The sequence below is a fragment of the Streptomyces rubellomurinus genome, from assembly GCF_000961885.1.
In the GTDB taxonomy this organism is placed as follows: domain Bacteria; phylum Actinomycetota; class Actinomycetes; order Streptomycetales; family Streptomycetaceae; genus Kitasatospora; species Kitasatospora rubellomurina.
The window spans coordinates 23,451-50,006 of record NZ_JZKH01000015.1 but is presented as its reverse complement, the minus strand read 5'-3'; the positions used below and the strand labels follow the sequence as shown (position 1 = coordinate 50,006).

The following is a 26,556-nucleotide window of genomic DNA, read 5'->3' as shown; positions in this document are numbered from 1 at the left end:
GACGTGCCGCCCCAGGAAGGTTTTCCATGAAGCGCTCCAGTCGCTCCCCGTACCAGAACACCAACTCCCGATCCTCGGCCTCCGCCCGCTCCGGCAGTTCCCACGGATCCCGCTCCGGCGGCAGCTCCTTCTACGGCGACCGGCCCACCGGCGGCCGGAACTCGCGTCAGGGACACTCCCTGCAGGGCGAGTTCGCGATGCCGGTGAGCACCACCCCGGCGCTGCCGGCCGTCGAAGCGTTCGACGAGCTGGACATGCCGAAGGCGCTGCTGTCGGTGCTGACCCGGCAGGGCGTCACCGCGCCGTTCCCGATCCAGGCCGCCACGCTGCCGAACTCGCTGGCCGGTCGTGACGTCCTCGGCCGGGGCCGCACCGGCTCCGGCAAGACCATCGCGTTCGGCCTCGCCGTGCTGGCCCGTATCGCCGGCCGGCGCGCGGAGCCGCGCCGTCCGCTGGCCCTCGTGCTGGTGCCCACCCGCGAGCTCGCGCAGCAGGTCACCGACGCCCTCACCCCGTTCGCCCACGCTGTGCGCCTGCGCATGGCGGCCGTGGTCGGCGGGATGTCGATCGGACGCCAGGCCCACGCCCTGAACCAGGGGGCCGAGGTCGTGGTCGCCACCCCCGGTCGCCTCAAGGACCTGATCCAGCGCGGTGACTGCCAGCTGGACGGCGTCGGCGTCACAGTCCTCGACGAGGCGGATCAGATGGCCGACATGGGCTTTTTGCCGCAGGTCACCGAGCTCCTCGACCAGGTCGCCGAGGGCGGCCAGACGATGCTGTTCTCCGCCACCCTGGACCGCAACGTCGACAGGCTGGTCCGCCGCTTCCTGAAGGATCCGGTCACCCACTCGGTGGACCCGTCCGCAGGCGCGGTCAGCACGATGGAGCACCACGTGCTGCACGTGCAGAACTACGACAAGGCCGCCACGATCGCGCACATCGCCTCCCGCGAGGGTGGCGTGATCATGTTCATCGACACCAAGCACGGCGCCGACCGCCTGGTCCTCGACCTGCTCGCCTGCGGGGTGAAGGCCGCCGCCCTGCACGGCGGCAAGTCCCAGCCGCAGCGCACCCGCACCCTGGAACAGTTCCGCACCGGCCAGGTCACCGCGCTGATCGCGACCAACGTCGCCGCCCGGGGCATCCACGTCGACGGCCTCGACCTGGTCGTCAACCTCGACCCGCCGAGCGACCACAAGGACTACCTCCACCGCGGCGGGCGTACCGCCCGCGCCGGCGAGTCCGGTACGGTCGTCACCCTGGTCCTGCCCAACCAGCGCCGCGAGATGGCCCGCATGATGACCACGGCCGCCATCACCCCCGTCACCACCCGCGTCAGCGCCGGCGACGACGACCTGGCCCGCATCACCGGCGCCCGGGTGCCCACGGGCATCCCCACCGTGATCGCCGCTCCCGTCGTCGAACGCTCCCGCCGCAGCGCGTCCACGAGTCGCGGCCGGCGCGGCCGCCCCGCCCACGCGGGAGTCGACACCCGCGCAACCGCCGCGGGCCGCGAGAACAAGGGCTCCTCCGGCCGCCGCCGGGCACCGCGCCGCGTCGCCCTTGCCGCTTAGGACGTGCCGTGGGGCCAGGGACTGGCGCCGCAGTCCCTGGCCCCACCACTCGCCAAGCGACGAACATTCTCGGCCTGCTCCGGCGCACCCGCCGGCCGTCCCACCGTCAGCGCCCTGCCTACCGCCGGTCCCGGCGGTGGATACGCGAAGGAGTCTGCCCATGACGATCACCCTCGAACGTACCGAGATCGCCGCCACGGTCGGCGACCTCATGAAATGCCCCGAGCTGCAGGTCAGCGACGACGTCATGGTCGACATGGCGATGGACATCCTGCAGAGCTCCGGCGCCGACCACCTCCTGGTCCGTGACGACGACGGCCGCTGCGCGGGGCTGCTGACGCGCCTGCACCTCGCGCCGTTCCAGGCCCGCTCCTGGTACACCGAGCGGACCCCGGTGCGCGACGTCGTCCTTGACCGTGCCCCGTTCGCCACCGCCGAGATGCCCGCAGACGCGGCGGCCGCCGCCATGCGCGCCCGCGGCCTTGCCGTGTGGCCGGTGGTGGATCATGACGGCCACGCCATCGGCCTGCTCAGCTTCTAGGACCGTCCCGTCGGGCCGCGACCGGTGGGGCAGGTGCCGGTCGGCCATGCACCGGAACGGGGGACTCGCCTGCGGGGCGGCCGGCGGTGCGCGGTTGTCGCCCACCGCGGGCCGGTCTCGTTGCCCTGGCGGGCGGGTCAGGTGTCGGCGGCGGGTTCCTGGCCGTGCTGGGAGGCGCGCAGTTGCTCGTTGATGCGCAGCGCTTCCTCGAGTTGGTCTTCGAGGATGATGATGCGGCAGGCGGCGTCGATGGCGGTGCCCTGGTCGACGAGGTCGCGGGCGCGCATCGCGATCCGCAGCTGGTAGCGGGAGTAGCGGCGGTGTCCGCCCTCCGAGCGCAACGGTGTGATGAGGCCTTGGTCGCCGAGGGAGCGCAGGAAGCCGGGGGTGGTGCCGGTCATCTCGGCGGCGCGGCCCATGGTGTAGGCGGGGTAGTCGTCGTCGTCGAGGGAGTCGGGGGTATGCGGTCGGATGGTTGCCGTGGTCACTGCACCTCTTCTTGTTGTGTCGGTGGACGCGCTGAGGGGCCCCGGGCCGTTGCGCCCGGGGCCCCGAAGGGTTTTACACCATCTGCCGGCCCTGTGGCCGGGTTCCTTGTGTCCGCCTCGCCCCGGGGGTGGGGGCGTGCGGGGATCGCGTATGCGTGACCGGAAACCACCGTCCTTGCTTTGGGGGTCTTCGGAATCCGCCCGGGTGATGCTTCACGGGCCGGGCGATCCTGATGGCGCTCTGTCCCCTCCGTTCATCCTTTGTACTGACCGGATTACTGCGAACTGCGGGCACTTCCAACTTCCAGGTACTGCGAACTGCTCGGAACTGCTGGTACTGCGAACTGCGTGGTGGTGCCAACTACCCGGTACTGCTGTGGCGGTCCTTGCGGTCCGCCGGTTCCGGCAGCCAGCCCCGTAGCCCATCCTGCTCAACCACTCGGCCTGGAACCCCACTGCCGGACTCCCAGCACGCGCGCCGGCAGCCTGGCGCCTTCACTGGGATACCGCGTACTGCGACTGCCGGTACTGCCTGACTCGACTTCACCTGCTGGTCAGGCACTTGCCGAAATCGGTACCACTGGGCGGCGGCCCCTGATGCCTGCGGGCCACCTGGCCCGGTCGCCAGCCCCGTCGCCGTCCTGCACCTGCTGTGGCTCCGGGACTCCGCTACCGCGCCGCCTTCTTCACGCCCACCTGCCCGGCGTGTCCTGCGTTCTGCTGAACTGCGGTACCGCTCGGTGGCGACCCCTGATGCCTGCGGGCCGCCAGGCCCGGCCGCCGACCCTGTCGCCTTGATGGACCATCCCTGGCTTCAGGGCCCTGCAACCGTTCCTACCTGCGAACTTCTACCTGCTGCCCGCCAGTTCATGTCTGGCGGGTACCGCTTGACCTCGTCTATGAGAGAAACACTAACCACGGCGGGTGGCAATGTCTACTCCAGCGAGCATAGATTTTTGGATGCCGGTCGGGGAGGTATTCTTCGCCCCGCACAGGGCGGGGCGGTCGGCCGCCGCAGCCGCGCCAGGACGGAGGACGCCGCTTAAGGCGGCCAGGAGGACGAGTGAGCAGGAGGCGAGCGCTGGAAGCGCGGCAGGTGCGCACCCCCGACCCGCATACACAGGCGTCGCTTGTGGCGGCCATCGCCGAAGCCGTCCGCGACCGGGACGAGCGGGTCCTCCGCCGGCTGCTGGCCCGCTTCGCCGAGCAGGCCGCCATCGCGGACCTGCCAGCCCTGCGCGATGCCATCGACACCACCGGGCAGCACGGTGACCGTCCGCCGGAGACCCGATAGGCGGAGCCGGTCCGCCGCACTCCCGCGCAGCGGCCGAGATCGCTTCCACGTGTGAAGGCGGCCCGGATCAGGTGGCCAGGGACCATCGGCGATACCGGGCAACGGGCCGACGCGCGGGCGGGGTGAGTCTTCTGGCTCCGTTCACGAGAAACACGTGAACGGAGCCGGTCCTCTTATCGGGCCTGGGAGTGCGTCGTCGGCGTCCCGTGGGTCGGTCCGGCGGGCGGGGTGCGCAGGGCGAGGACGGCGATGTCGTCGTGGCCGTCGCCGAGGTGGGCGTCGGCCAGGGTGCGGCACAGGTCTGCGAGGGGCAGAGCGGCGTGGGCGGCGGCGACCTGGGCGAGGGCGGTGAGGCCGGCGTCCAGGGGGCGGTGGGGGTGCTCGACCAGGCCGTCGGTGAAGAGCACGAGGGTGGCGTTGCCGGGCAGTGGGCGCTTGTGGTCGGGGCGGGGCACGTCGGGGTCGACACCGAGGGGCAGGCCGGGGTCGGCGTGCAGGTAGCCGGTGGTGCCGTCGGGCTGATCAGGAGCGGTGGCGGGTGTCCGGCGTTGCTCCAGTGGACTGTCCAGCCGTCCTCGGCGGGTTCGATGCGGGCGAGGCAGGTGGTGGTGATCGGGTTGCCGGTGATCGCCTGGAGGGTGCGGTCGAGCTGCGCCAGGACGGCGCTGGGCGGGGTGCAGCGGTCGTAGAGGAGGGCGCGCAGCATGTTGCGGGTCTGGGCCATGGTGGCGGCGGACTTCAGGTCGTGTCCGGCGACGTCGCCGATGACCAGGGCGCAGGCGCCGTCGGGAGCATCAGGGCGTCGTACCAGTCTCCGCCGACGTGGTCCGGGGTGGCGGCGGGGCGGTAGATCGCGGCGACGGAGAAGGGCGTCACATCGGGCAGGCCGGGAAGGAGGAGGCGCTGGAAGTACTCGGCGTTGGCGCGGACCTGTCGGTAGAGGCGGGCGTTCTCGATGGCGAGGCCGGCCGCGCCGGCGAGCGCTACGAGGATGTCCTGGTCGTTGTCGTCGAAGGGCTGCCCGTCGCGCCGCTCGCACAGGTAGAGGTTGCCGTAGACCCGCCCGCGTCCGGTGACTGCCACCCCGAGCAGTGTCCGCATCGGCGGGTGGCCCGGTGGGAAGCCGACCGCGTCCGGGTGGCCGCCGATGTCCGCGACACGCAGCGGTTCGGGGTGCTTGATGAGATGTCCCAGGAGTCCGCGCCCCTGCGGGAGCGCGACCCCGGCCAGAGCTGTGACCTGCTGCTGGCTCAGCCCGACGGGGATGAACTCCTCCAGGTGTTCGCCGTCGTCGCTCAGTACGCCGAGTGCGCCGTAGCGGGCGTCGACCAGGCCCATCGCGGTGGTGATCACCCGGCGGAGCACGACCGGCAGGTCCAGGTCCCGGCCCACCGCCATCACCGCGTCCAGCAGGTCCTGGAAACGGCGCTGCGTGTGGACCATGTCCCGTAGACCTCCGACGATCCGGTCCATCTCGGTATCGACTCGGGGACTGTGGTCCGACACGTCCGTTCCACCCGGATCCGTCGTCCGGATCCACCCGGCCCATCTTCGATGACCCTGTTGGACGACCGCACCTTCGGCGCTTGGCGCAACCCGGAGCCGGACGCATCGGCGCGTCCTGCGTTCAACCGTAGGCATGCCCGTCGCCGACCGCGACCGCTCAGCGCCGTGAAGATCAGTGCATCTCAGCGGCCCCACCAGGGAGCAGGTGTGCTCCGCCTCGGCCGCTGCTGCGGGCTTGCTCCCAGGGCATCACCAGTCAGGTCAGGCATCCCGTGGCGGCGGTTCGCTCGCCCGCCGGCGCACGCAGCACCTCGAAGTGGGAACACGGCCAGGACAACCGCCGGACCGTGTTGCCCGATCCGCGCCTGGTCGGGGAGAAGGGCTACTGTCGGGGCCGGGTCGGTGCCTTGCAGGGGCGCGGTCTGCTCAGAGGGCTACGCGGTCAGCGGCGGCGGCCGCCGCCGCCGCCGATGTGGCGGTCGTTGGCCAGTGCGGTCAGCGGGCCGTACTCACAGGCGAGCTCGTTCCATGTCAGAACCTCGCCGCAGCGGGCCGGGAACGTCTTCGGGTCGAATTCGGGCATGGTCCAGGTGCCGGTGCTCCGGTCCCGCAGCCACAGGTCCCCGTCACCGTCGACCACAGTCGGCGGGGCCGGTACTGGATCGGCCTGATCGATGGGGTCCCAGGTGACCCGGCCGGGGTGGGAGACGCGGCGCAGCTCGGTTGTGGCCAGCCGTGCGGCCAAGTCGCGGGTGGACTCTTCGGTGTCCTTGACCGACGCGAGTCGGTATGCATCGTCGAGGACGGGCAGGGCTGGATTCTGGCTGCGCTTGGAACTCATACGCTGGTTACCTCCGTAGGGGGCGCCACATCCGTTATGGCACCCCGTGCAGGGACACGGTATCCGAGGCGGGAGTCGAGCCGGGCAAGACCGCAGTTCAGGTGGGGGCTGTGGGGCCTGGTGGTGGGCTGGTCCCGGACATGGCGCATCCGCGGTGGTTCGGGGCGACAGTGTGGTCCCTGAAAGCGGCCGCCCGGATGCAGATGCCGGCCGGGCCTGCTGGTCATGTCACCGGGCCTTCCGGGTTCCCCGCCGGGGCGTCCGCGAGGGCGACGGCGGCTGTGACGCGCTTGCCAACGATCTCGCGGCGGATCTCGAAGCGCAGGCTGACGGCCGCCACGCTCTCCAGGCCGTGGCGGCCGATGCGGGCCGGGTCGGGGGCGTGTGCCATGGGGAGGGTGGGCTCGCTGTCCCACACGCTGACCTCCACGGCGCTGTCGGTGATCGTTAGCTCCAGCAGGCACGGCCCCGGCGCGTACGTGCGGGCGTTGGTCGCCAGCTCAGAGACGACCAGCTGAACGGTGTCCATCACCCGATCTGAGACCGCGACCCTGTGGGCGTCACGGGCCCGGGCCAGGAAGTCCCGGGCGGTGCGGCGGGCCCACGCGAGCGGCTGACCGTCGACGAACACCCTCATCGACAGTTCCCGACGGACCTCCAGGGGCCGGGTCTCGTTCTCGCACGCCATCTGCCGCATCACTACCTCTCTCGAAGCAGCAACAGCTGCAGAGTGCGCCTACCCCCCCCGTCCGGCCCCGCACGCACACCCCGGGGGAGCCGGCGGGGGCAGGAAGAGAGAGCGGCGGCTCGCGGGTCAGATGCTGACTGCCGGCGACTGTCGGTCCGAGTGTCCCGCGCGGAGCTGTTCGTTGATGCGCAGGGCTTCTTCGAGTTGGTCTTCGAGGATGATGATGCGGCAGGCTGCGTCGATGGGGGTGCCCTGGTCGACGAGGTCGCGGGCGCGCATCGCGATGCGTAGTTGGTAGCGGGAGAAGCGGCGGTGGCCGCCGTCGGAGCGCAGTGGGGTGATGAGGCCGTGTTCACCAAGGGCGCGTAGCCAGGCCGCCCTTGACGCCGAGCGCTTCATGGTGGCCCTGGCCGCCCCGGAGAACCAAGCCGCTGCGGTCGTGGCCTGACCTCTCGCCCGTACCGTCCCTGCACCATATAGAGCTGCTCGGGCCGCCCACTTGACAGCGGTCACCCACGATTTCCCCGTGGACGGCCCGCGCCGAGGCCTGCGATCGGGTGCGAGGGTCGATCGCCGACGGCTCGTGCCGACGAGGATCTTGGCGTCCGGCGGTGCGGTGAATCGTTCTTCCTGGAGTGGCGGTCACGTGGACCGTCCTCTACCAAGGGATCTTGTGCTGATGACCCAGCCCGTCCGCGTCGTCTTCCGCTCTGCTTCGCGCACGGCGCCCGCTTTCGGCGAAGGGCTGCGGGTGGCGGCCCTGTACCAGGGCCAGGGCCCGGTTGGCAGCCGACAGGCAGTGGAGCAGAACCTGAAGCTCCTGGTCGAGGTGACCGCGCTGGCGGCAGACTACGGCTGCCAGGCGGTGGTGTTCCCGGAGAAGTACACCACCGGCTACGCCATCGACCCCGGGCAGTGCCGCGAGCTGGCCGAGCACCGCGAGGGCCCCTCGGTCGAACGCGCCAGGCTGGCCGCCAAAGAGAACGGCCTCGCCGTCGTCCTGCCCTACCCCGAACGCGACGGAAGGGACTTCTACGACTCGATCAGTGTGATCGCGGCCGACGGACTGGTGGCGGCGAACTACCGCAAAACCCACCTGTATGGCGCCGCCGAGCGCCGCAACTACTCCTTCGGACAGGACCTGCCACCCGTGGTCACCATGAATGGCATCGGCGTGGGGGTACTCAACTGCTACGAGTGCGAGTTCCCGTCGCTGTACCAGTACCTGGCCGAGCGCGGCGCGCAGGTCGTCCTGGGGCCCACCGCCGCCGACGGACACTTCCGTCTGGCCGACGGCGCCATGAGCCAGGTCCCCTACCAGGACGCCACCCGCCACATCATCCTCGCCATGACCAGCATCTGGCGCCTGTTCATCGCCTACGCCAACCGCCGCGGCTGGGAACAGGTCCCCGCAGGCTCCTGGCAGTACCAGGGCAACTCCGGCATCTGGGCCCCGACGGCGAACCCCTCGTCGCCGCCACCGCCGAGGACCGCCACCACGACTGCCTGCTCATCGCCGACTGCCTGCCCGCTGCCGTCCCGCCCTTCAGCCCCGAAGGCCACCACCCCACCGACAGTCGCCTCACCCTCAACCCCGTCCTGAAGCCCGCGAGCTGATCACCACCCAGGCAGACCCGTTCGATGGGCTGATCAACCGATCAAGAAGAGGCGCCGTAACGGCAGACCACCGGGAACTGCAGCCGAACCGACTGGTCACGGATCGGCACGGGCTTGAGTGACTCGCGCGCTGGCGAAGTTCTGGCCCCAGGTGTCATGGCGGACAAGCGGTTCGAGGACGAGGGCGTGGCCAACCACCCGAACAAGCGCTTCGCCTCGGCGAATGCAGACCGGGAAGAGCGGTCGGACATCGAGGCGGTCCACCGGGCAGAGGTCATGCTCATCAGCTGAGGGCGACCGTGAGCGAGTCGCGGCCCGGTCCCGTTCCGGTAGTAGGTCCGTCCGCCTCCACACTGTCGACGACGAGCAGAACCGGGGACTGTGTGAGAGCGCGCTCGAGCTCCCGGCCCCGGCTGCGCGCGCGGCCGACCGCCCGCTACACCTATGCGGCCAAGCGAACGGTAGGACCATCTTGGCGACTGCCGTTCCGCTGGTGGGCGTCCGCTTGGTCGAGAGCGGCGGCGAGCGCCTTGACGGCGTCGTCGGCGGATTCTTTGAGGAGGTGGCCGTAGAGGTCGACGGTGATGGCGAGGTTGGAGTGGCGCAGGGTCTTGGAGACGACGGCGAGGGGGATGCCGGCGGCGATCATGATGCTGGCCGCGGTGTGCCGGATGTCGTGAAGGCCGATCTTCGGCAGGTCGAGTTCGGCGCTGCGCTTGCGGAGCTGGTCGAGGACCCACTGCGGGCGCAGGGGCTCGCCGTCCGGACGGGCGAAGACGAGCCCCTCCAGCTTGCCCTGCGGGTGGGCGGCCATCTGGAGGGCGGCCTGGCGGTGGAGGGCGGCCATGACCCTGGGGGAGCCTGATCCAGGCGCGGCTGGCCTCGGTCTTGGGCTCACCGAGGTGGATCTTCCCGTTGTTCACGGCGGTGAGGGTCCAGCGGACGTAGAGCTGACTGTCCATGAGGTGCACGTCGGACCAGTGCAGGGCGAGGATCTCACCGCGGCGCATGCCGGTGCCGAGCATGACCTCGAACAGGTCGGTGAGCCGGTCGGCGTAGTGCTCCGCGTTGTGCCGCAGGAACGCCGCGGCCTGGTCCGGGGTCCAGCATGTGCGCACCGCGGCGCGGGGCTTGGCGGGTACGGAGTGCTTGGCCGGGTTGTAGCGCAGCCGCCAGGTGCGCACCGCGTGGTTCAGGGCGTTGCGCAACATGGCCACCGCGTGGTGAACGGTGGTGCGTCTGCGGCCGGCGGCGAGCTGCGCGCCTACCCAGGCGTCGATGTGCTTGGGCCGCAGATCGAGCAGCAGCATGCCGCCGAACGCGGGCACCAGGTCACGCTCGATGCACGCCCGGTAGCCCGCCCAGGTGTTCGGAGCCAGCGCCGGCCGCTTCGACTCCAGCCACTCGTACAGGAACAGCCCGGCCCGCAGCGTGCGGTCCTCGTACACGCCTCGGTACTCGGCATCCAGCACCCGCGCCATCTCCCGAGCCGCCTCCGCCCGGCTCGCGAACCCGCCCCGCCGCCGAGTCCGGCGCTTGCCGTCCTCCGGCGCCAGGTCCACCGCGTACGTCCACCGACCATGCGTGGTGTCGGCGGCCAGCTGCGGGCACCACGAACCCAACTGCTTCCCGCTGGTGCCGTCCTTGCATCCGCACCTGCGGTACACCCTGCCCCGCTTGGGATGCTGCGCCATGGAGTCCTCCTCGAACCTGGTGATGATGGCGTGTCCAGAGTTGCGGGAGTGGTGGGTGTGGCGGCAGAGCGTGCGGGGCGGGGCGTGGTGCACGGGCAAGATCGACTGGTCGGGACACGCGCTGGCGACACGCCGCGAGGGTGATCGCGGAGCATGTGCGGTGGGTAGGGCAGCTTGATCGCGCCGATTCTGCCCGCACGGGGTTGCTGCTCGGAGGAGTGGTCACAGGTCGGGAGAAGGCGTCTGTCGGTCGGCCGTGGGTTGTGGGGCTCGTACAACCCGGAGCAGGTGCGGTGCGAGGGAGCCGAGTCTCGGACCGGTCCCCGGAATACGCCACGGCCAACGCCGAGAATTCTTCGAGCCCGCAGGGAATGGGTGAGTCCGGGATTTTCGGTGGCTAGTTTATGGCTGGCGTTCGGCCCGGATCGGACTGATTTCTACCGGCAGTTCATGGCCACTGTCTGATGAGTTTCTCGGCGATCCTCGGCGATCCTCAGAAATCGCTGGATCCTCGCTCGGAGCGGAGCTACCCTGGAGACATGAACGCCACCCGGACCCTCCGTCAAGCCTCTGACCTGGGGACCAGCTGGGGACCACACGTCATGCGCGCTGGCGCACGAGGTGCGCGAAACATGCTCATCTGCACGCGCGCGACGTGTGCGAGAGCGCATTTCAGGTAGGAATAGGGAAACCCTTCCTGCTGGGGGTCAAGGGGTCGCAGGTTCAAATCCTGTCGTCCCGACAGTGATGTCGGTTGTGAGAGCCGGTACTTGGGAAACCGAGTGCCGGCTCTTTCTGTTGTTCGGCCGGCTGGTTGTGCGGGTGGCAGGTGTCGGCGTCGACGGGGGTGCCCTGGCCGGCAGGGGCGACGCTGCCGGTGGGCTTCTGCTCGCCGCCCGCGATCACCCCGGCCCCGCGTGGCGGTTCGCCCGCGCCCGTGCCCTCGGTGACAGCTCGGTTCGGCGCATCGACAGGAGTTGAGGCCCTGGCTCGGGCTGGATGAGGACGACCACAAGCGCTGGAACCAGGCCTCGGCCGGTGCCGGGCTTCGTAGGATGGGTGCGGTTCCTGCGGGAGGGGCTGCTTTCCGGAGGTGGCATGGCGCGGCGCGTGGGACACCAACTGCTCGGGCGTGCCCGGGAGGTGGGGGTGCTGGAGCGTCTGCTGCGGGAGGTGGGTGGCGGGCGCAGCCGGGTGGTGGTGCTGCGGGGGGAGGCGGGGGTCGGCAAGTCGGTGCTGCTCGACCATCTGGCCGGGCTGGCCGGGCAGGCCGGGCCGGGGGCGTCGTGGCAGGTCGTGCGTGCGGCCGGGGTCGAGGACGAGGCCGAGTTCGCCTATTCGGCCCTGCAGCGGTTGTGCGCCCCGCTGTTGTCGCACCTCGACCGGCTGCCGGAGGTGCAGCGGGACGCGTTGGGTGTCGCGTTCGGCCTGAGTGCGGGGAACCCGCCCGAGATGCTGCTGGTCGGGATGGCGGTGCTCGGCCTCTTCGCCGAGGCGGCGGCCCGGTCGCCGTTGCTGTGCCTGGTCGACGACGCGCAGTGGTTGGACCTGATGTCCCAGCGGATCCTGGCGTTCGTCGGGCGCCGACTGGACGCCGAATCGGTGGCGTTGGTGTTCGCCGAGCGGATCACCGACGGCGGGAGGGACGAGGGCTTCTCCGGCCTGCCGGACCTCCCGCTGCGCGGGCTGGCCGATGCCGACGCCCGGGCGCTGCTGGACGGTGTGCTGCCGGGGCCGGTGGACGCCCGGGTGCGGGACCGGATCGTCGCCGAGACCGGCGGGAATCCGCTCGCCCTGCTGGAGTTGCCCCGGGGCCTGTCACGGGCGGAGCTGGCGTTCGGTTTCGGCGGCCCCGGCGCCGGCCCGCTGGCGACCCGGCTCGAGGACGGCTTCCGCCGGCGCGTCGACGCCCTTCCGGACGACACCCGCGCCCTGCTGCTGGTCGCGGCGGTCGAACCGGTCGGCGACGGGCCGCTGTTGTGGCGTGCGCTGGGCCTGCTGGGCATCGGGCCGGAGGCCGCGGCGCCGGCGGAGGCCGCGGACCTGATCACCCTGGGCGCCTCGGTGCGGTTCCGGCACCCGCTGGTGCGTTCGGCGGTGTGGCGCGGCGCGGATGCCGCTGCGCTGCGCGCGGCGCACGCGGCGCTGGCCGAGGTCACCGACGCCGGGCGCGACCCCGACCGGCGGGCCTGGCACCGGGCGCACGCCGCGGTCGGGCCGGACGAGCAGGTCGCCGCCGTGCTGGAGGGCTCCGCCGACCGGGCCCTGGCGCGCGGGGGCCGGGCGGCCGCCGCCTCCTTCCTGGAACGTGCCGCGGCGCTCACGCCCGACCCGGGGGAGCGGGCGCGGCGCGCGCTGGCGGCCGCGGCGGCCAACGTCGCCGCGGGCCTGCCGGCCCGGGTCCCCGACCTGCTCGCCGCCGCCGAGTTGGGGCCGCTGGACCGGCTGCAGCAGGCCCATGCCGGCCGGCTGCGGGCCAAGGCGTCGTCCATGACCGACTCGGGGAAGGGCGCGGTGCAGCCGCTGCTCGACGCGGCGCACCGGTTCCGGGACCTCGACCCGGCCGTCGCGCGGGAGACCTGCCTCGCGGCGTTCGACGCGGCCATCTGGGCCTGGCCGCACGACGAGGGCGGAATACGGCGCGCGGCCGAGGTCGCGCGTGGCCTGGCACCCGGTGACGAGCCGGCCGGAGTCTTCCTCCGTGCCCTGGTCGCCCGGACCACGGACGGGCAGGCCGCCGCCTTCCCGCTGCTGGCGCAGGCGCTGCGCTCCCTCACCGACGAGGAGGAGCCGTCCGTCCTGTGGGCGGCCACGAACGCCGCCGCGGAGCTGGGCGACCTGCAGGCCTGGCTGGACGTCAGCGAGCGGACGGTCCGCTTCGCCCGGACGACGGGCACGCTGTCGGTCCTCTCGACGGCCCTGCCCTACCTGGCGGGCGCGCTCGGCCACGCGGGGCGTCTCGACGAAGCCGAGGGCCTGCTGGCCGAGGCCGCAGCCATCGAGCAGGCCACCGGCGCGGTGACGCGCACGGCCTCGGCGGCCATGATCGCCGCGTACCGGGGACGGGAGCGACCGGCCCTGGAACTGCTGGAGGCGATGGAACGGGACGGCCGGCAGCGCGGCCTGGGCCGGCTCCTCCGGGTGGCCGCCTGCGAGCGGGCCGTGCTCCACAACGGCCTGGGCAACTATCCGCTCGCCATGGAGGCGGCGCTGCGCGGCGGCGTGCACCAGGACCTCGTGGTGCACTTCTGGACGTGCAGCGAGCTGGTCGAGGCCGCGACCCGGGCCGGCGAGCCGGCCGTGGCGGCCGGGGCGTGCGAGCGGCTCGCCGACTGGAGCCGGGCCGGCACGCCCTGGGCCCTGGGCGCGCACGCGGTCGCCGAGGCCCTGACCGGAGCACCCGAGCTGGCCGAGGACCGTTACCGCGAGGCCGTCGACCACTACGGCCGCGGCGGGCTCGGCGTGTTCGAGACCCGGGCCCGACTGCTGTACGGGGAGTGGCTGCGCCGCCGGAACCGGCGCGCCCAGGCCCGTACCGAGCTGCGGGCGGCGTACGAGGCCGCCACGCGCATGGGCATGGAGGGTTTCGCCGAGCGGGCCCGGCGGGAGCTGCTCGCCACCGGTGAGACGGTGCGCAAGCGGAAGGTCTGCGCGCCGGTGCTGACCCCGCAGGAGGCGCAGATCGCCCGCCTCGCGGCCGCCGGGCACCCGAACGCGGAGATCGGCGCGCACCTGTTCCTCAGCCCGCGCACGGTCGAGTGGCACCTGCGCAAGGTCTTCGCCAAGCTGGGGATCTCCTCCCGTCGAGAGATCGACGGCGTTCTGTCCGGGCCGTAGCCCCGGGCCCGAAAGGGTTCGCGGATGTCGCCGTCCGGGTGATGAGATGGCGGGGTGACCCATCATCACGAGCCGGTGAACGTAAGACCGTTGACGCTGGCCTGGGTGTGCCGGCACCTGGAGGCCGGCGAGCGGATCCTCGGAGCCGAGGTGCTGCACGGCGGTGCCACCGCCGACATGCGGAGGCTGACCATCGGCAGGCGGGACGGAGGCATCCGGCACCTGGTGCTGCGCTCCTTCGTCGACCCGACCCGGCAGGGGCCGGCCGAGGACCTCCTGCACCGGGAGGCCGACGCCCTGACCACGCTCACCGGCACCGGTGTGCCGGCTCCCGGACTCGTCGCCGTCGATCCGGTAGCGGCGCATTGCGAGCACCCCTCGCTCCTCATGACCCACCTGCCGGGCCGGCCGGTCCTCGACGAGGAGGGACTGGAGACGCGTCTGTCCCTGCTGGCCCGTCAACTCGTGGCGATCCACGCGGTGCGGCCGGCCGTCCGGCCCCGGGAGTACGTGGCGCTGACGACCGCCGACACGGTCGTGGTCCCCGAGGGTGCCGATGCCGCGGTCTGGGCCGCCGCGATCGAGGTGATCCGCAGGCCGGCGCCGCGCTACGAAGGGCGGTTCCTGCACCGGGACTTCCAGCCCGGCAATGTGCTGTTCGACCTGCCGTCCGAGGATCCGGCCGGTGCTGCCGGTGCCGCTGCTGTTACTGGTGCCGCCGGTGCCCGGATCACCGGCGTCGTCGACTGGGCGGCGGCCTCCTGGGGGCCGGCGGACCTCGACGTGGCGCACTGCTCCACCAATCTCGCGCTGCTGTACGGCCCGGTGTGGGGCCTGCGCTTCACCGAGGCGTACCAGGAGGCCGGCGGGATGCTGGCCGCGGCCGCGGACGAGCGGCTGTACTGGCAGGTGCGGGAGCCACTGGCGTTCTCGGAGGAAGTGCAGTGGGTGGCGCAGCCGTGGCGGGAGGCAGGGCGGACCGAGCTGACGACACGAGCCGTGGAGGAGCGGCTGGATGCCTATGTCATCTCCCTGATGGCCGCACCGGGCTGAGCCGTGCCGCCCCGCCCGGCCCCGCCCCGCCCCGGTCCGGACCGCATCGGATCGGACCGGATCGGGGAGGACGGCCCGGGAGGGCGGGGGGTGACGGCGGGGGGCCGGTTGGTGAGGTGTCGTCAGCGGGTGGCGCGGGCGGCCTTCTCGACGACGCCGGCCACCAGGTCGGGGTGGGAGACCGCGACGGAGTGGGAGGCGGCCACCTCGGTGGTGCGGGCGTGGGCGCGCTCGGCCATGAACCGCTGGGCGGCGGCCGGGATGTTGAGGTCCTCGGTCGTCACGATGTCCCAGCTGGGGACGGTCTGCCAGGCGGCGGTGGTGGCCTTTTCGGTCAGCGCGGCCTGGGCGACGGGCCGCTGCGAGGCGGCCGCCAGCGCGGCCCGGTCGGCCGGGACGTCGGCGGCGAACTGGGCCCGGAACTTGTCCTGCTGGATGTACAGGTCGGTGCCGGCGCTGCCGTCTGCGGTGGTGAACGGCACCTGGTCCAGCGTGCCGGGCAGGGTGGACCCGGGGAACCGGTTGGTCAGCTGCAGCGCCGACTCGCCGGGCGCGGGCAGGAACGCGGCGACGTAGACCAGGGCCTTGACCCGCGGCTCGCCGACGGCGGCCTCGCTGATGACCGAGCCGCCGTAGGAGTGGCCGACCAGGACGACCGGGCCCTTGAGGTGGTCGACGAGGCTGCGCAGCGAGGCGGCGTCGGAGGCCGGGCCGCGCAGCGGGTTGGCGGCGGCCACCACCGGGTAGCCGTCGCGGCGCAGCTTGGCGATGACGCCGTCCCAGCTGGAGCCGTCGGCGAACGCACCGTGCTCCAGGACGATGGTCGGCTTGGGGGCCCGGTCGGCGGCCGAGTCCTGGGTCGCGGCGTTCGCGGGGCCGACGACGGCGAACGCGCCGACGACGGCGGCGGCGCCGGCGGCACCGGCGAGGAGGCGGCGCAGGCGGCCGTTCTTGAGGCTGAACATGGAAACGCTCCAGTGGGTGTCAGCTGGCGGATGTGCTGTCATCGGCGGGGTGGACGAGGCGAGTTTGGGACACCCCCGTCCGGGTGGGTCACAGGTGGTCGGCGTCCACGACGGCCTGGGCGAACGCGGTCGGCGCCTCCTGCGGCGCGTTGTGGCCGGTGCCGGTGAGCACGCGGTGTTCGTACCGGCCGGTGAAGAACTTCCGGTACCCGGTGCCGTCGGTCGTGGGCAGGAACGGGTCGAGGGCGGGGTCCAGGGCGATGGTCGGCACGGTGACGGCCGGCCGGGCGGCGAGCAGCTGCTCGTAGCGGTCGTAGCGGCGCTCGCCGTCGGCCAGGCCCAGGCGCCAGCGGTAGTTGTGGATCACGACGGAGGCGTAGTCGGGGTTCTCGAACGCCGCGGCGGTGCGCTCGAAGGTGGCGTCGTCGAACTTCCAGGTGGGGGAGACCTCGTCCCACACCAGCCGGCACAGGTCGTGCCGGTTCTGCCGGGTCTCCATGGCGATGCGGCCGCGGTCGGTGGCGAAGTAGTACTGGTACCACCAGGTGCGCTCGGCCTTCGGCGGCAGCGGGTTCTGCTGCGAAGGGATGTTGACGATGAGGTAACCGCTCACCGCCACCAGGGCCTTGACCCGCTCCGGCCACAGCGCCGCGATGGTGCCGGCGGCCCGCGAGCCCCAGTCGAAGCCGGCCAGCACCGCCTTGTGGATCTTCAGGGCGTCCATCAGGGCGATGATGTCGAGGGCGATCGCGGCCTGCTGCCCGGTGCGGACGGTCGTCGGGGACAGGAAGGTCGTGCTGCCGTGGCCCCGCAGGTACGGCACGATCACCCGGTAGCCGGCGTCCGCCAGCAGCGGCGCCACGTCGACGTAGCTGTGGATGTCGTAGGGCCAGCCGTGCAGGCAGATGACCACGGGCCCGTGCCGGGGCCCGGCCTCGGCGTAGCCGATGTCGAGCACGCCGGCCTGGACCCGCTTCAGGTCGGTGAACGCGGTGTGGGTGCCCGGGGCGATGGCCGGGATGACCGGGGCCGGGCGGCCGGGCCGGTCGGGCCGGTCGGGTCGTTCAGGTCGGTCGGGCCGGTCGGAACCGGCCGCGAAGGCGGCGGGCGCGATCGATGCCGCGCCGAGCGACGCGGCCGTGGCGCCCACGCCGAGACCGACCGCTTGGGTGAAGGTACGCCTGTTGATCATGTCCGATCCTTCCCGGAGGCCCGCTGGTGCCTCCACTGTTCTTCGGCAGGCGGCCCGGCGCATCGGTCATATGACGTCGAGACGCACGGGACGGGCTCGCCGCGCTCACGGCCCACTACGAGGAGGTCGTGCGCATCTTCGGCAGCCCGCCGGTCCTCATCGGGAATTCGGCGGGCGGCCGGCTCGGCGCGTCGCCACGGCTCGGCGCGTCGGTCCGGCTCGGCGCGTCGCCACGGCTCAGCGCGTCGCGCAGCGCCGCTCGGGCCGTGATGCCCAGCTTGGGGAAGACGCGGTACAGGTGCGAGCTGACGGTACGCGGGGACAGGTGCATCCGCTCGCCGATCTCCTTGTTCGTCAGGCCGCCGGCGGCCAGGTCGGCGATGCGGCGTTCCTGCCAGGTCAGCGAGGCCAGGTTCAGCGTCGAGGCGCGGGCCGGGGCCCCGGTGGCGCGCAGTTCGGCCCGGGCCCGCTCGGTCCAGCCGGCCGCGCCCAGCCGCTCGAACGCCTCGGCCGCCGGGACCAGGAACTGCCGTGCCGCCGCCGGGCCCTGGACGTGGCGCGTCCGGATGCCGTGCGCCAGCCGGATCCGGGCCAGTTCGAACGGGAAGCGGGCGGCGTCCGGGTGGGATTCGGCCCGGGTGACCATCTCGGCGGCCTCCCGCTCGTCCTCGGCCGTCATCGCCAGCGCGCCGTAGGTGATCAGGCCCAGGCGGGGCGACACGTCCGGCAGACCGGCGTCGCGGGCGGCGAGGGCGTGCGCCCGGGCCTGCGCGACGCGTCCGGTGTGCCGGGCGGCCTCGACGAGGTCGAGCAGGGTGCGCGAGGCCTGGTGGGCGTACGGCCGGAAGGTGCCCGGCCGGGTGATGCCGATGGCGTGGAGGTACGCGCTCTCGTAGTCGCCGGAGCTCAGCGCGGCGGTCGCGCCGGCGGCGTCGGCGAGCTGGGTGAGGAACCCCAGCCCGCGCGGGCGGGCCCAGGCGTCCACCTCGGCCTGCAGGTCCCGCGCCCGCCCGACCTGGCCGCGCAGCGCCGCCAACTGGGCCAGGTACGCGCGGCTCTGGGCGGCGAACAGGTGGTGGCCGTGCTCGACCGCGAGGCTCAGGCCGCGCTGCCCGGTGTCCTCGGCCAGGGCCCACTCGCCGACCGCCATCTGGTCGAGCATGATCTGGTGCAGCATGACCATGCCGGTGGCCACGGCCCCGGTCTCCAGCTCGCGGTCCACCACGCGCTGCAGGTGGGGGCGGTAGTCGCTCAGGACGTCGAGGTGGTACGCGGCCGCGCCCAGCCGGGAGACGTCCCAGGGTTCCAGCTCCGACAGGGTCGCGGCGGCCCCTCGCACCTGCTCGGCCCGGCCCGCTCCGTGCCTGGTCACATCGCTCCACGTGGCGCTGTAGAGGCGCGCGTGCCCGGTGACGAGGTCGCCCAGGGAGGCGAGGAGTCCGTGCGTGCTCTCCCACACCGCACGCTCCCCGCTGAACTGACTGACCGCCAGGAGGAGGATCACCAGCCGGGTGAGGACCTCGGCGGGCTCGGTCCTGCCATCGGTCGACGCGGTGGCCGTCCCGCCGTCCCGGAGCTTCTCGATCGCGGCCGAGACCTGGCGGTGGGTGGAGCGGACGTCCCCGTCCTCGTAGAGCGCCCGGTAGGCGGCCGCCAGCACCGAGGCCGGCGACTCCGTCGAGCCGGACGCGAGGTCCGCTCGGACCAGCCGGTGCGCCGGGCCGGGGCGGGCGGCGTGAGCGGCGACGAAGGCCGCGTCGGCCAGCCGCCGGGAGCGGTCGGCGTGGTTCGCGCTGAGCTCGGCGGCCCGGGTCAGCCAGGCCACGGCCGCCAGCGCGCCGCCGCGCCGGGTCGCCGACCCGGCCGCCGTCTCCAGGACGTCGGCGACGCCGTCGTCCGGATCGAGCGTCGCCGCCGCCAGGTGGGTCGCCCGGCGTTCGAGGTTCTCCCGATGGACCTGTGCCAGTGCCAGGTGCGCGGCGCGGCGCTGGTGGGGCGTGGCCATCTGCACGACGGCGGGCCGCACGAGCGGGTGGCGGAAGACGTAGTCGCCGGTGACCACGTCGACGTCCAGCAGTTTCGCGGCCACCGCCGCGTCGGCGTCACGCATGCCGTAACGGGCACCGGGGACGGCGTCGGTGCCGCTCGGGGACCCGGCGCCGTCGAGCGCGCCCCTCAGCAGCTCGGCCCGCACCCGCTCGTCGAGGGCGGCGATGCGGGTGCCGAAGAGCCGTTGCAGCCGCCGGGGCAACGGCACGCCGTGCCGGCCGATCAGGTCCTCGACCGGGAGGTCGCCGGAGCGGCCGGCGAGGTGGGCGGGCAGCTCGACCAGGGCCAGCGGGTTGCCCCGGGCCTGCTCCAGCACGACCCGGCGGACCCGCCGGCTCAGCTCCGGGTACCGGTCGTCCAGCAGACGGGCCGCCTCCTCGGCGGCGAGCGCGGCGACCGGCAGTTCGGGCAGCGCGGCGGTGTCGAACGGCGAGGTCAGGTCGGTGCGGACCGCCACCAGCAGCTTCGCCGGGCCGCCGGCCAGGCGCCGGCCCACGAAGCCGCACACCTCGGCACTGGCGTCGTCCAGCCACTGCCCGTCGTCGAGGACCAGCAGCAGCGGCCGCTGCGCGGCCGAGAGCGACAGCAGGCTGAGAACGGCGATGCCGAGCGCCATGACCGAGGGCGAATCGCTCCGCACTCCGCCGAACACGGCGTCGAACACCGCCCGGGGCCCGTCCTCCAGCCGCGCGACCTCGGCGAGCAGCGGATGGAGGAGCTGGTGCAGCCCGGAATAGGGCAGCTCGGACTCCGCCTCGACACCGGCGACCCGGACGACGGTGTGGCCCTCCTGCTCCGCCAGCGCGGCGGCGTGGCTCAGCAACGCACTCTTGCCGACCCCCGTCTCGCCCCGCAGGACGAGCGCCCGGCCCGTGGCGGACCGCACGAACGCCACGAGCTCCGCCTGCTCGCTCTCGCGGCCCACCATCGCCGTGGTGACGCCCGATCGCTGCGACCCGGTCATGTCCCCTGTCCCTTCCTGGTTCCGCTCTCACCGCGCGGCAGCTGCATCAGTTCCATCAGCGCCATCAGCGCCATCAGAGCCAGCGGGTTGCCGCGTGCTGCGGCGACGACCGCGGCCCGCACGTCCACGCTCGTACGCCCCTTCGCCGCCCCGGACGCCGGTCGGCGTCCGTGGACCACGATCCCGGGACCACGGGCCCGTCGAGCCAGTGCCGAACCCTGGCCCGTACCCGGGTCGGGTGCGTGACCAGGGCCCGGCCGTTCGGGGCGCTCACGTGAGGACAGGTGAGGAACCGTAGGGTCGGGGCGCGCAGATTCCTTGCGAGCTGGTCCAGCACCTGTCGATGTTCGACTACGTCGCGCTCTCCGGGACCACCGAGGACCGCGTCATCGAGTACGTCGACCACCTGCGCCAGCACTTCGTGGACCCGGTGCGGATCGGTGACGGCCACTACCTGGCGCCGACCGAGCCCGGGTTCTCCGCCGCCATGCACCGGGCGGCCATCGACACCTATCGTTACCCGGACGGCGCGTTCTGGGCCGCGGACCTGGCCGCCGCCACGACGAAGGAGCACGGATGACCACCGACCTCCACGGCCTGACCGCGCTGGTCACCGGCGGCGCCTCGGGCATCGGCCTGGCCACCGCGCTCCTGCTCTCCGAGCGCGGCGCCCGGGTCGCCGTCCGCCACCTTCGACCGCACCGCCGCCCCGGCCGAACTCGTCGACCGGGCCCTCCGGTTGAAGGCCGTCTGCGAGCGGCACGGCGTGCCGCTGCGGGCTGCCGCGCTGCGCTTCCCGTTCGGCCACCCGGCGGTCGCGTCCGTCCTGGTCGGCACCCGCAGCGCCACCGAGGTGCGGGACGCCGCCGCGATGTTCGACCACCCGATCCCGGACGGGCTGTGGGCGGAGCTGAAGGAGCGCGCGCTGTTGCCCGTCGACGTCCCGACCCCCGGAGAGGCCGGCTAGATGCGGATCGCCCTGTTCATCACCTGCTTCAACGACACCATGTTCCCCGGCACCGGCCGGGCCGTGGTCACCGTCCTGGAGCGCCTCGGCCACACCGTCGAGTTCCCGCAGGAGCAGACCTGCTGCGGGCAGATGCACTTCAACACCGGCTACCGCCCCGAGGCCGTGCCGCTGGTCGAGCGCTTCGCCAGGACCTTCGCCGAGTACGACGCCGTGGTGACGCCGTCGCCGTCCTGCGTCGGCATGATCCGCGACGGCCACCCCGTCCTCGCCGCGCAGTACGGCAGCCCGGCGCTCCAGCGCCGGACCGCAGAAGTGGCGCCCCGGGTCCACGAGTTCACCGAGTTCCTCACCGACGTCCTCGGGGTGACGGACGTCGGTGCCCGCTTCCCCCACAAGGTCGCCTACCACCCCACCTGCCACTCCCTGCGCGGGCTGCGCCTGGGCGACCGGCCGCACCGACTGCTGCGCGCCGTCGAGGGCATCGAGCTCGTCGACCTCCCGGCCGCCGACTCCTGCTGCGGCTTCGGCGGGACCTTCGCCCTCAAGAACGCCGAGACCTCCGGCGCCATGCTCGCCGACAAGGCGCGAGCGGTCCTGGACAGCGGCGCCGAGGTGCTGTGCGCCGCCGACAACTCCTGCCTGATGCACATCGGCGGCGGACTCTCCCGTCAGGGCAGCCCGGTGCGGGGCGTGCACCTGGCCGAGATCCTCGCCGCCGTCGAAGGAGGGGCCCGATGAACGAGAACAGGGGCGTCGTCTGGCTCGGTTCCCCGGCCTTCCCCGACGCCGCCCGCCGGGCGCTGAAGGACACCCAGCTGCGGGCCAACCTGAAGCGGGCCACCGGCACCATCCGCGACAAGCGCCTCGCCGTCGCCTCGGAGCTGGACGACTGGGAGGCGCTGCGCGACGCCGCCGCCGCGATCAAGAAGCGCACCGCGCGCCATCTCGACCGCTACCTCGTGCAGGTGGAGCGGTCCGTCACGGCGGCGGGCGGCACCGTGCACTGGGCGTCGGACGCCGCCGAGGCCAACCGGATCGTCACCGAGCTGGTCCGGGCCACCGGCGAGCGGGAGGTGGTGAAGGTCAAGTCCATGGCGACCCAGGAGATCGGCCTCAACGAACACCTCGCCGGGGCCGGGATCACCGCGTACGAGACCGATCTCGCCGAGCTGATCGTGCAGTTGGGCGACGACCGCCCCTCCCACATTCTCGTCCCCGCGATCCACCGGAACCGCCGCGAGATCCGCGACCTGTTCGCCGCGACGATGGCGCAGTGGGGGCAGCCGGCGCCGGACGGCCTCGGCGACGACCCGGCCGAACTGGCCGAGGCGGCCCGCCGCCACCTCCGGGAGAAGTTCCTGCGCGCCAAGGTGGCCGTGTCCGGCGCCAACTTCGCCGTCGCGGAGACCGGGACGGTGGTGGTGGTCGAGTCGGAGGGCAACGGCCGGATGTGCGTGACGCTGCCCGAGACCCTGATCACGGTCATGGGCATCGAGAAGGTCGTCCCCACCTGGACCGACCTGGAGGTGTTCCTCCAACTGCTGCCGCGCTCCGCCACCGGTGAGCGGATGAACCCGTACACCTCGACCTGGACGGGCCGGACGGAAGGCGACGGGCCGCGGGACTTCCACCTGGTGCTGCTCGACAACGGCCGCACCGACACCCTGGCCGACACCGTCGGACGCCAGGCCCTCGCCTGCATCCGCTGTTCGGCCTGCCTCAACGTCTGCCCGGTCTTCGAGCGCACCGGCGGCCACGCGTACGGCTCGGTCTACCCCGGCCCGATCGGCGCCGTCCTCACCCCGCAGCTCGTCGGGGTCGAGAACGCGGCCTCGCTGCCGTTCGCCTCCACCCTCTGCGGGGCCTGCTACGACGCCTGCCCGGTGAAGATCGACATCCCCGAAGTCCTCACGCACCTGCGGGCCGAGGTCGTCGAGGCCGGGCGGTCCGGCAAGCGCCTGCCCACCGCCGAGGGGGTGGTGATGAAGGCCGCCGCGGCCGTTCTCGACTCGCCCCGGCTGCTCGCCGCCGCGCAGAAGGCGGCCTCGCTCGGGGGCCGGGCGATCGCCCGGGGCGGACGCATCGGGTGGCTGCCCGGACCGCTGCACGGCTGGTCCGACACCCGCGACACCCCGGCGCCGCCCGCGCAGTCCTTCCGCAGCTGGTGGCGCGCGAACAGGGGGCCTGAGGGCAAGGAGCGCGCGGGCAAGGAGCGCGCGAACACGGCACCCGAGAGCAAGCAGTTCGGGGAAAACGAAGGGGAGGACCGATGACCAGCCGCGAGGCGATCCTCGGCCGCATCCGCGCGGCGCTCGTCGACGTCCCGGGCACCGAGACGCCCGAGGACGTCCCGATTCCCCGGTCGTACCGGCGGTCGCACCTGGAGCCCGGGCAGGACCGGGTGGCGCTCTTCGCCGAGCGGGTCGCCGACTACCGCGCCACCGTCGCCCGCACCGACCGGGCCGGCCTGCCCGCGGCCATCGGCGCCGCGCTGACCGCCCGCGGCGTGCGCCGCCTGGCCCTGCCGGGGGAGTTCCCCGTCGAGCTGCTTCCGCCGGGCGACTGGGAGTGGCAGCACGAACCCCTGGACACCGCCGGTCTCGACGCGCTGGACGGCGCGGTCACCCTCGCCGCCGTGGGCATCGCCGTCACCGGGACCATCGTGCTGGACACCGGCCCCGGTCAGGGGCGCCGCGCGCTGACCCTCGTCCCCGACTACCACCTGTGCGTCGTCCGGGCCGAGCAGATCGTCGAGGACGTCCCCGACGCCCTCGCGCGCCTCGACCCGACCCGGCCGCTGACCTTCGTCTCGGGCCCGTCCGCCACCAGCGACATCGAACTCGACCGGGTCGAGGGCGTGCACGGCCCCCGCACCCTCGACGTCATCGTCGTCGACGCCACCCACCCGGAGCCGCAGTCATGAGGATCGCGCTGCACACCCGGGTCCGCGCGGAGCGGATCGAGGAGTACGAGGCCGCCCACCGCGCGGTGCCGGACGAGCGGACGGCTGCGGTCCGAGCGGCGGGGGTCTCGTCCTGGACGATCCGGTGCAGCGACTGCGAGCTGTTCGCCGGGGTCGTCGGCTGGACCGACCTGACGGCTCCCGACGTCGCCGACCGCATCGCCGCCCTGCGCGAACTGCCCGGCGGGGGCAGGCTGGTGGGCATCCGCCACCAGGTCCAGGAGGAACCCGACCCGAACTGGCTGCTGCGCCCGGAGGGCGGCGGCGCGCTCAGCGGTGCAGGGTGCGCAGCGCGGTGAGGCAGTCCGCGGCCCGGCGTCGCGGGTCGGGGTCGGTGGTGGCCCAGGCGATCCGGGCGTCCGGGCGGATGAGGACGGCGGTGACGTCCCGCCAGATCGGCGCGGCCGCCGTGGTGTTGACGGTGGCCGTCCGCTGTTCCAGGCCGTCCGCGGGGCACGGCGTCCGCGTCCCGGCGAGGTCCAGCAGCAGCGGCCGGCCGTGGTGCATCAGCGGGTGGGCGGTGGGTGCGCCGGGTGTGTCGAGGGCGAGGCCGGCGAGCCGGGTGCCGGTCAGCGGGTGCGAGCCGGGTGCGGGGTCGGCGGGGAGCGGGTCGTCGAAGCCGGCGATGCGGCGGGCCCACCGGCGGTTGGTCTCCGGTTCGGCCAGCGCCTCGGACCAGACGTCGCGCAGCGCGAGCTGTTCCGGGCTCGCCGCGGCGAACAGGGCGAGTTGCGCGCGGGTGTTGTCGATGACGGCGCGGGCGGCCGGGCGGCGCTCGGTGTCGTAGCTGTCGAGCAGCCCGTCGGGCGCCCGGCCCTGGAGGGTGGCGGCCAGCTTCCAGCCCAGGTTGGTGGCGTCCTGGATGCCGAGGTTCATGCCCTGCCCGCCGGCCGGGAAGAACATGTGTGCCGCGTCGCCGGCGACCAGGACCCGTCCGGCCCGGTACCGCGCGGCCTGGCGGGTGGCGTTGCCGTAGCGCGACAGCCAGTGGGGGTCGCGGATGCCGAGGTCCCGTCCGAGGAGTGCGCGGGCCTGCTCGCGCACCTCGTCCAGGGTCAGCGGTTCGCCGGTGCCGTGGTGCATGGTGGCCGTGGAGAGGCCCGCCAGCCGGTGGACGCCGTCGCCGATCGGGGCCACGAGGAACGAACCGGCCGGTCCGGTGGCGGCGAGCGGCCCGGTGGGCGGATCGTCGAGTTCGACGTCGGCGAGCCACCCGGTCAGTGTGGTGCCCTGACCGGGGAAGCCGATGCCGGCCGCCTGGCGCACCGCGCTGCGGGTGCCGTCGCAGCCCACCACCCAGCGGGCCCGTACGGTCCGGTGGGTGCCGCCGGCCCGGACCACCGCCTCGACGGCGTCCGGGCCCTGGGTGAGCGAGACGACCTCCTGCCCGCGCAGCACCTCGGCGCCCACGGCGACCGCGTGCTGCTCCAGGAGCTGCTCGGTGACGGACTGGCCGAGCGCCAGCATGAACGGGTGCGCCGCCCCGAGCGTGGCGAAGTCCAGCCGGGTGGTCGCCGCCCCGAAGTGGCCGGTGGGCACCGGGGTGCCGCGTTCGATGAACCGCTCCGCGAGTCCGCGGGTGGCGAAGGTGTCCAGCGTGCCGGCCTGCATGCCGACCGCGCGCGACCGTCCGTCCGGTGCCGCCCGGCGTTCCACGACGGCCACCTCCACCCCGTGCAGGCGCAACTCCGCGGCGAGCCAGAGCCCCACCGGGCCGGCCCCGGCGACGAGCACGTCGAGCATGACAAGCACTTCCTCTCATTCACATGGGCATTGCTGGGACGGACGGCGGCGGGGCGCGGGCGGGCGCCGCTCAGGGAGACCGGACGGTCAGCGGGCGCTGCCGATGGTGCGGTCGCTGTCGGCGCCCTGGAGCAGCAGGGTGGTCTCCTCGATGCGCCGGAACCGGCCGTCGGGGGCGAACTCGCCGAAGAGGTAGACCTCCACGCGGACGGTGGAGCCGTCGGTCTTGTCGACGTCGATGATGTGCCGGTCGGCGTACAGGTCGCCCTGCACGAGTTCCTCCAGCACCTGGATCCGGCCGCCCGCGACGATGCCGCGCAGGTGGGCGATGTGCGCCGTGAACTCGCTCCGGTCGGCCCAGCTGCCGTCGGTGCGCTGGCGGTAGTCCGGCGCGAAGTGCCGGTCCACGGCCTCGGACAGGGCCAGTTCCGGGGTGAAGAGCAGGTCGGTCATGGCGGAGGCGACGTCGGTGCGGAAGGCGGTGGCGGTCATGGCAGTCCTCACGGAAGGGCCGGGAACAGGGGTTCCCGGACGAGATTTGCGTGCGTCGAGCACGCATTTGAAGAGTACTACAGGCT

The 26,556-nt window shown here is 73.1% G+C and carries 22 protein-coding genes and 4 pseudogenes; 13 read left to right on the top strand and 13 right to left on the bottom strand.

Annotated elements, in window-relative coordinates:
* Positions 1–26: 26 nt before the first annotated feature.
* Both VM95_RS10195 and VM95_RS10190 read left to right on the top strand, forming a co-directional pair.
* A complete protein-coding gene (locus tag VM95_RS10195; RefSeq protein ID WP_045694353.1) occupies positions 27–1,574 on the top strand; it encodes a DEAD/DEAH box helicase in 1,548 nt (515 codons plus the stop codon).
* Positions 1,575–1,734: 160 nt separating this feature from the next.
* Positions 1,735–2,115 carry a CBS domain-containing protein gene (locus VM95_RS10190; protein ID WP_045694352.1) on the top strand — a complete coding sequence of 127 codons (381 nt, stop codon included), beginning with the start codon at positions 1,735–1,737 and terminating at the stop codon, positions 2,113–2,115.
* A 137-nt stretch (positions 2,116–2,252) separates the two neighbouring features.
* Here the strand turns inward: VM95_RS10190 and VM95_RS10185 are convergent, their stop codons facing one another.
* Positions 2,253–2,534: a helix-turn-helix domain-containing protein gene (locus VM95_RS10185; RefSeq protein ID WP_107072915.1), complete on the bottom strand. Its 282-nt coding sequence runs from the start codon at positions 2,532–2,534 to the stop codon at positions 2,253–2,255.
* Positions 2,535–3,666: 1,132 nt separating this feature from the next.
* On the opposite strand from VM95_RS10185, the gene VM95_RS42350 reads away from it, so the two are divergent.
* Positions 3,667–3,897, top strand: coding sequence for a hypothetical protein (locus VM95_RS42350; protein WP_157882033.1), 231 nt, complete (start codon positions 3,667–3,669; stop codon positions 3,895–3,897).
* A 173-nt stretch (positions 3,898–4,070) separates the two neighbouring features.
* On the opposite strand, the pseudogene VM95_RS10180 reads toward VM95_RS42350, so the two are convergent.
* The 4 genes and pseudogenes from VM95_RS10180 to VM95_RS10165 all read right to left on the bottom strand — a co-directional run bounded on the left by VM95_RS10180 (position 4,071) and on the right by VM95_RS10165 (position 7,331).
* Positions 4,071–5,370, bottom strand: a pseudogene (locus VM95_RS10180) (PP2C family protein-serine/threonine phosphatase).
* 475 nt (positions 5,371–5,845) lie between these two features.
* Positions 5,846–6,244 carry a hypothetical protein gene (locus VM95_RS10175; RefSeq protein ID WP_045694349.1) on the bottom strand — a complete coding sequence of 133 codons (399 nt, stop codon included), beginning with the start codon at positions 6,242–6,244 and terminating at the stop codon, positions 5,846–5,848.
* Between the two features lie 223 nt (positions 6,245–6,467).
* Positions 6,468–6,881, bottom strand: coding sequence for an ATP-binding protein (locus tag VM95_RS10170; protein WP_208615433.1), 414 nt, complete (start codon positions 6,879–6,881; stop codon positions 6,468–6,470).
* 177 nt (positions 6,882–7,058) lie between these two features.
* The gene (locus tag VM95_RS10165; RefSeq protein WP_078859754.1) at positions 7,059–7,331 is read right to left on the bottom strand and encodes a MerR family transcriptional regulator; all 273 of its coding nucleotides are present in this window, start codon (positions 7,329–7,331) and stop codon (positions 7,059–7,061) included.
* 280 nt (positions 7,332–7,611) lie between these two features.
* Between VM95_RS10165 and VM95_RS10160 the strand changes: the two genes are divergently transcribed.
* Together VM95_RS10160 and VM95_RS41375 are read left to right on the top strand one after the other, a co-directional pair.
* Complete coding sequence (locus VM95_RS10160) at positions 7,612–8,535, top strand: nitrilase-related carbon-nitrogen hydrolase (protein WP_208615432.1); 924 nt, start codon at positions 7,612–7,614, stop codon at positions 8,533–8,535.
* A 170-nt stretch (positions 8,536–8,705) separates the two neighbouring features.
* Positions 8,706–8,840: a thioredoxin domain-containing protein gene (locus VM95_RS41375; protein ID WP_107072911.1), complete on the top strand. Its 135-nt coding sequence runs from the start codon at positions 8,706–8,708 to the stop codon at positions 8,838–8,840.
* 151 nt (positions 8,841–8,991) lie between these two features.
* Here the strand turns inward: VM95_RS41375 and VM95_RS10155 are convergent, their stop codons facing one another.
* Together VM95_RS10155 and VM95_RS45590 are read right to left on the bottom strand one after the other, a co-directional pair.
* Positions 8,992–9,396 carry a tyrosine-type recombinase/integrase gene (locus tag VM95_RS10155; RefSeq protein WP_045694346.1) on the bottom strand — a complete coding sequence of 135 codons (405 nt, stop codon included), beginning with the start codon at positions 9,394–9,396 and terminating at the stop codon, positions 8,992–8,994.
* A 430-nt stretch (positions 9,397–9,826) separates the two neighbouring features.
* Positions 9,827–10,243, bottom strand: a pseudogene (locus VM95_RS45590) (N-terminal phage integrase SAM-like domain-containing protein); the annotation flags it as partial.
* A gap of 1,098 nt (positions 10,244–11,341) precedes the next feature.
* Between VM95_RS45590 and VM95_RS10150 the strand changes: the two are divergent.
* The gene (locus tag VM95_RS10150; RefSeq protein ID WP_045694345.1) at positions 11,342–14,080 is read left to right on the top strand and encodes an AAA family ATPase; all 2,739 of its coding nucleotides are present in this window, start codon (positions 11,342–11,344) and stop codon (positions 14,078–14,080) included.
* 54 nt (positions 14,081–14,134) lie between these two features.
* Positions 14,135–15,133, top strand: a complete 999-nt coding sequence (locus tag VM95_RS10145) for a phosphotransferase family protein (protein ID WP_045694342.1) — start codon at positions 14,135–14,137, stop codon at positions 15,131–15,133.
* Positions 15,134–15,255: 122 nt separating this feature from the next.
* Here the strand turns inward: VM95_RS10145 and VM95_RS10140 are convergent, their stop codons facing one another.
* The 4 genes from VM95_RS10140 to VM95_RS45130 all read right to left on the bottom strand — a co-directional run bounded on the left by VM95_RS10140 (position 15,256) and on the right by VM95_RS45130 (position 20,431).
* Positions 15,256–16,098 carry an alpha/beta fold hydrolase gene (locus VM95_RS10140; protein ID WP_045694340.1) on the bottom strand — a complete coding sequence of 281 codons (843 nt, stop codon included), beginning with the start codon at positions 16,096–16,098 and terminating at the stop codon, positions 15,256–15,258.
* Positions 16,099–16,186: 88 nt separating this feature from the next.
* Entirely contained in the window at positions 16,187–17,290 is a 1,104-nt protein-coding gene (locus VM95_RS10135; RefSeq protein WP_045694337.1) for an alpha/beta fold hydrolase, read from the bottom strand.
* A gap of 115 nt (positions 17,291–17,405) precedes the next feature.
* On the bottom strand, positions 17,406–20,303 hold the full coding sequence (locus VM95_RS10130; protein WP_244178705.1) for a helix-turn-helix transcriptional regulator: 2,898 nt from the start codon (positions 20,301–20,303) through the stop codon (positions 17,406–17,408).
* Positions 20,300–20,431 carry a hypothetical protein gene (locus VM95_RS45130; RefSeq protein WP_279616823.1) on the bottom strand — a complete coding sequence of 44 codons (132 nt, stop codon included), beginning with the start codon at positions 20,429–20,431 and terminating at the stop codon, positions 20,300–20,302. The genes VM95_RS10130 and VM95_RS45130 overlap by 4 nt, the downstream gene beginning before the upstream one ends.
* 191 nt (positions 20,432–20,622) lie before the next feature.
* Between VM95_RS45130 and VM95_RS10125 the strand changes: the two are divergent.
* The 6 genes and pseudogenes from VM95_RS10125 to VM95_RS45125 all read left to right on the top strand — a co-directional run.
* Positions 20,623–20,883 (top strand): annotated as a pseudogene (locus VM95_RS10125) (fuconate dehydratase); the annotation flags it as partial.
* 99 nt (positions 20,884–20,982) lie between these two features.
* A pseudogene (locus VM95_RS10120) lies at positions 20,983–21,270 on the top strand (aldo/keto reductase); the annotation flags it as partial.
* Positions 21,271–22,011, top strand: a complete 741-nt coding sequence (locus VM95_RS10115) for a (Fe-S)-binding protein (protein WP_045694330.1) — start codon at positions 21,271–21,273, stop codon at positions 22,009–22,011.
* Entirely contained in the window at positions 22,008–23,546 is a 1,539-nt protein-coding gene (locus VM95_RS10110; protein WP_045694327.1) for a LutB/LldF family L-lactate oxidation iron-sulfur protein, read from the top strand. Before VM95_RS10115 ends, VM95_RS10110 begins: the two co-directional genes overlap by 4 nt.
* Complete coding sequence (locus tag VM95_RS10105; protein WP_045694324.1) at positions 23,543–24,196, top strand: LutC/YkgG family protein; 654 nt, start codon at positions 23,543–23,545, stop codon at positions 24,194–24,196. The genes VM95_RS10110 and VM95_RS10105 overlap by 4 nt, the downstream gene beginning before the upstream one ends.
* Positions 24,193–24,534, top strand: a complete 342-nt coding sequence (locus tag VM95_RS45125) for an L-rhamnose mutarotase (RefSeq protein ID WP_052707257.1) — start codon at positions 24,193–24,195, stop codon at positions 24,532–24,534. The genes VM95_RS10105 and VM95_RS45125 overlap by 4 nt, the downstream gene beginning before the upstream one ends.
* Here the strand turns inward: VM95_RS45125 and VM95_RS10095 are convergent.
* Positions 24,506–25,978 carry an FAD-dependent monooxygenase gene (locus tag VM95_RS10095; protein ID WP_045694322.1) on the bottom strand — a complete coding sequence of 491 codons (1,473 nt, stop codon included), beginning with the start codon at positions 25,976–25,978 and terminating at the stop codon, positions 24,506–24,508. The genes VM95_RS45125 and VM95_RS10095 overlap by 29 nt on opposite strands.
* A gap of 87 nt (positions 25,979–26,065) precedes the next feature.
* Positions 26,066–26,470 (bottom strand): nuclear transport factor 2 family protein, encoded by a 405-nt coding sequence (locus tag VM95_RS10090; RefSeq protein WP_045694321.1) that lies wholly within the window; start codon positions 26,468–26,470, stop codon positions 26,066–26,068.
* Positions 26,471–26,556: the final 86 nt, after the last annotated feature.

What these genes read in the sequence shown, in the direction of transcription:
- VM95_RS10195 (WP_045694353.1), top strand. Translation starts at nt 27, where the DNA reads ATGAAGCGCTCCAGTCGCTCCCCGTACCAGAACACCAACTCCCGATCC.
- VM95_RS10190 (WP_045694352.1), top strand. Translation starts at nt 1,735, where the DNA reads ATGACGATCACCCTCGAACGTACCGAGATCGCCGCCACGGTCGGCGAC.
- VM95_RS10185 (WP_107072915.1), bottom strand. Translation starts at nt 2,534, where the DNA reads ATGGGCCGCGCCGCCGAGATGACCGGCACCACCCCCGGCTTCCTGCGC.
- VM95_RS10175 (WP_045694349.1), bottom strand. Translation starts at nt 6,244, where the DNA reads ATGAGTTCCAAGCGCAGCCAGAATCCAGCCCTGCCCGTCCTCGACGAT.
- VM95_RS10170 (WP_208615433.1), bottom strand. Translation starts at nt 6,881, where the DNA reads ATGAGGGTGTTCGTCGACGGTCAGCCGCTCGCGTGGGCCCGCCGCACC.
- VM95_RS10165 (WP_078859754.1), bottom strand. Translation starts at nt 7,331, where the DNA reads ATGAAGCGCTCGGCGTCAAGGGCGGCCTGGCTACGCGCCCTTGGTGAA.
- VM95_RS10160 (WP_208615432.1), top strand. Translation starts at nt 7,612, where the DNA reads ATGACCCAGCCCGTCCGCGTCGTCTTCCGCTCTGCTTCGCGCACGGCG.
- VM95_RS41375 (WP_107072911.1), top strand. Translation starts at nt 8,706, where the DNA reads ATGGCGGACAAGCGGTTCGAGGACGAGGGCGTGGCCAACCACCCGAAC.
- VM95_RS10155 (WP_045694346.1), bottom strand. Translation starts at nt 9,396, where the DNA reads ATGGCCGCCCTCCACCGCCAGGCCGCCCTCCAGATGGCCGCCCACCCG.
- VM95_RS10150 (WP_045694345.1), top strand. Translation starts at nt 11,342, where the DNA reads ATGGCGCGGCGCGTGGGACACCAACTGCTCGGGCGTGCCCGGGAGGTG.
- VM95_RS10140 (WP_045694340.1), bottom strand. Translation starts at nt 16,098, where the DNA reads ATGTTCAGCCTCAAGAACGGCCGCCTGCGCCGCCTCCTCGCCGGTGCC.
- VM95_RS10135 (WP_045694337.1), bottom strand. Translation starts at nt 17,290, where the DNA reads ATGATCAACAGGCGTACCTTCACCCAAGCGGTCGGTCTCGGCGTGGGC.
- VM95_RS10130 (WP_244178705.1), bottom strand. Translation starts at nt 20,303, where the DNA reads ATGACCGGGTCGCAGCGATCGGGCGTCACCACGGCGATGGTGGGCCGC.
- VM95_RS10115 (WP_045694330.1), top strand. Translation starts at nt 21,271, where the DNA reads ATGCGGATCGCCCTGTTCATCACCTGCTTCAACGACACCATGTTCCCC.
- VM95_RS10110 (WP_045694327.1), top strand. Translation starts at nt 22,008, where the DNA reads ATGAACGAGAACAGGGGCGTCGTCTGGCTCGGTTCCCCGGCCTTCCCC.
- VM95_RS10105 (WP_045694324.1), top strand. Translation starts at nt 23,543, where the DNA reads ATGACCAGCCGCGAGGCGATCCTCGGCCGCATCCGCGCGGCGCTCGTC.
- VM95_RS45125 (WP_052707257.1), top strand. Translation starts at nt 24,193, where the DNA reads ATGAGGATCGCGCTGCACACCCGGGTCCGCGCGGAGCGGATCGAGGAG.
- VM95_RS10095 (WP_045694322.1), bottom strand. Translation starts at nt 25,978, where the DNA reads ATGCTCGACGTGCTCGTCGCCGGGGCCGGCCCGGTGGGGCTCTGGCTC.
- VM95_RS10090 (WP_045694321.1), bottom strand. Translation starts at nt 26,470, where the DNA reads ATGACCGCCACCGCCTTCCGCACCGACGTCGCCTCCGCCATGACCGAC.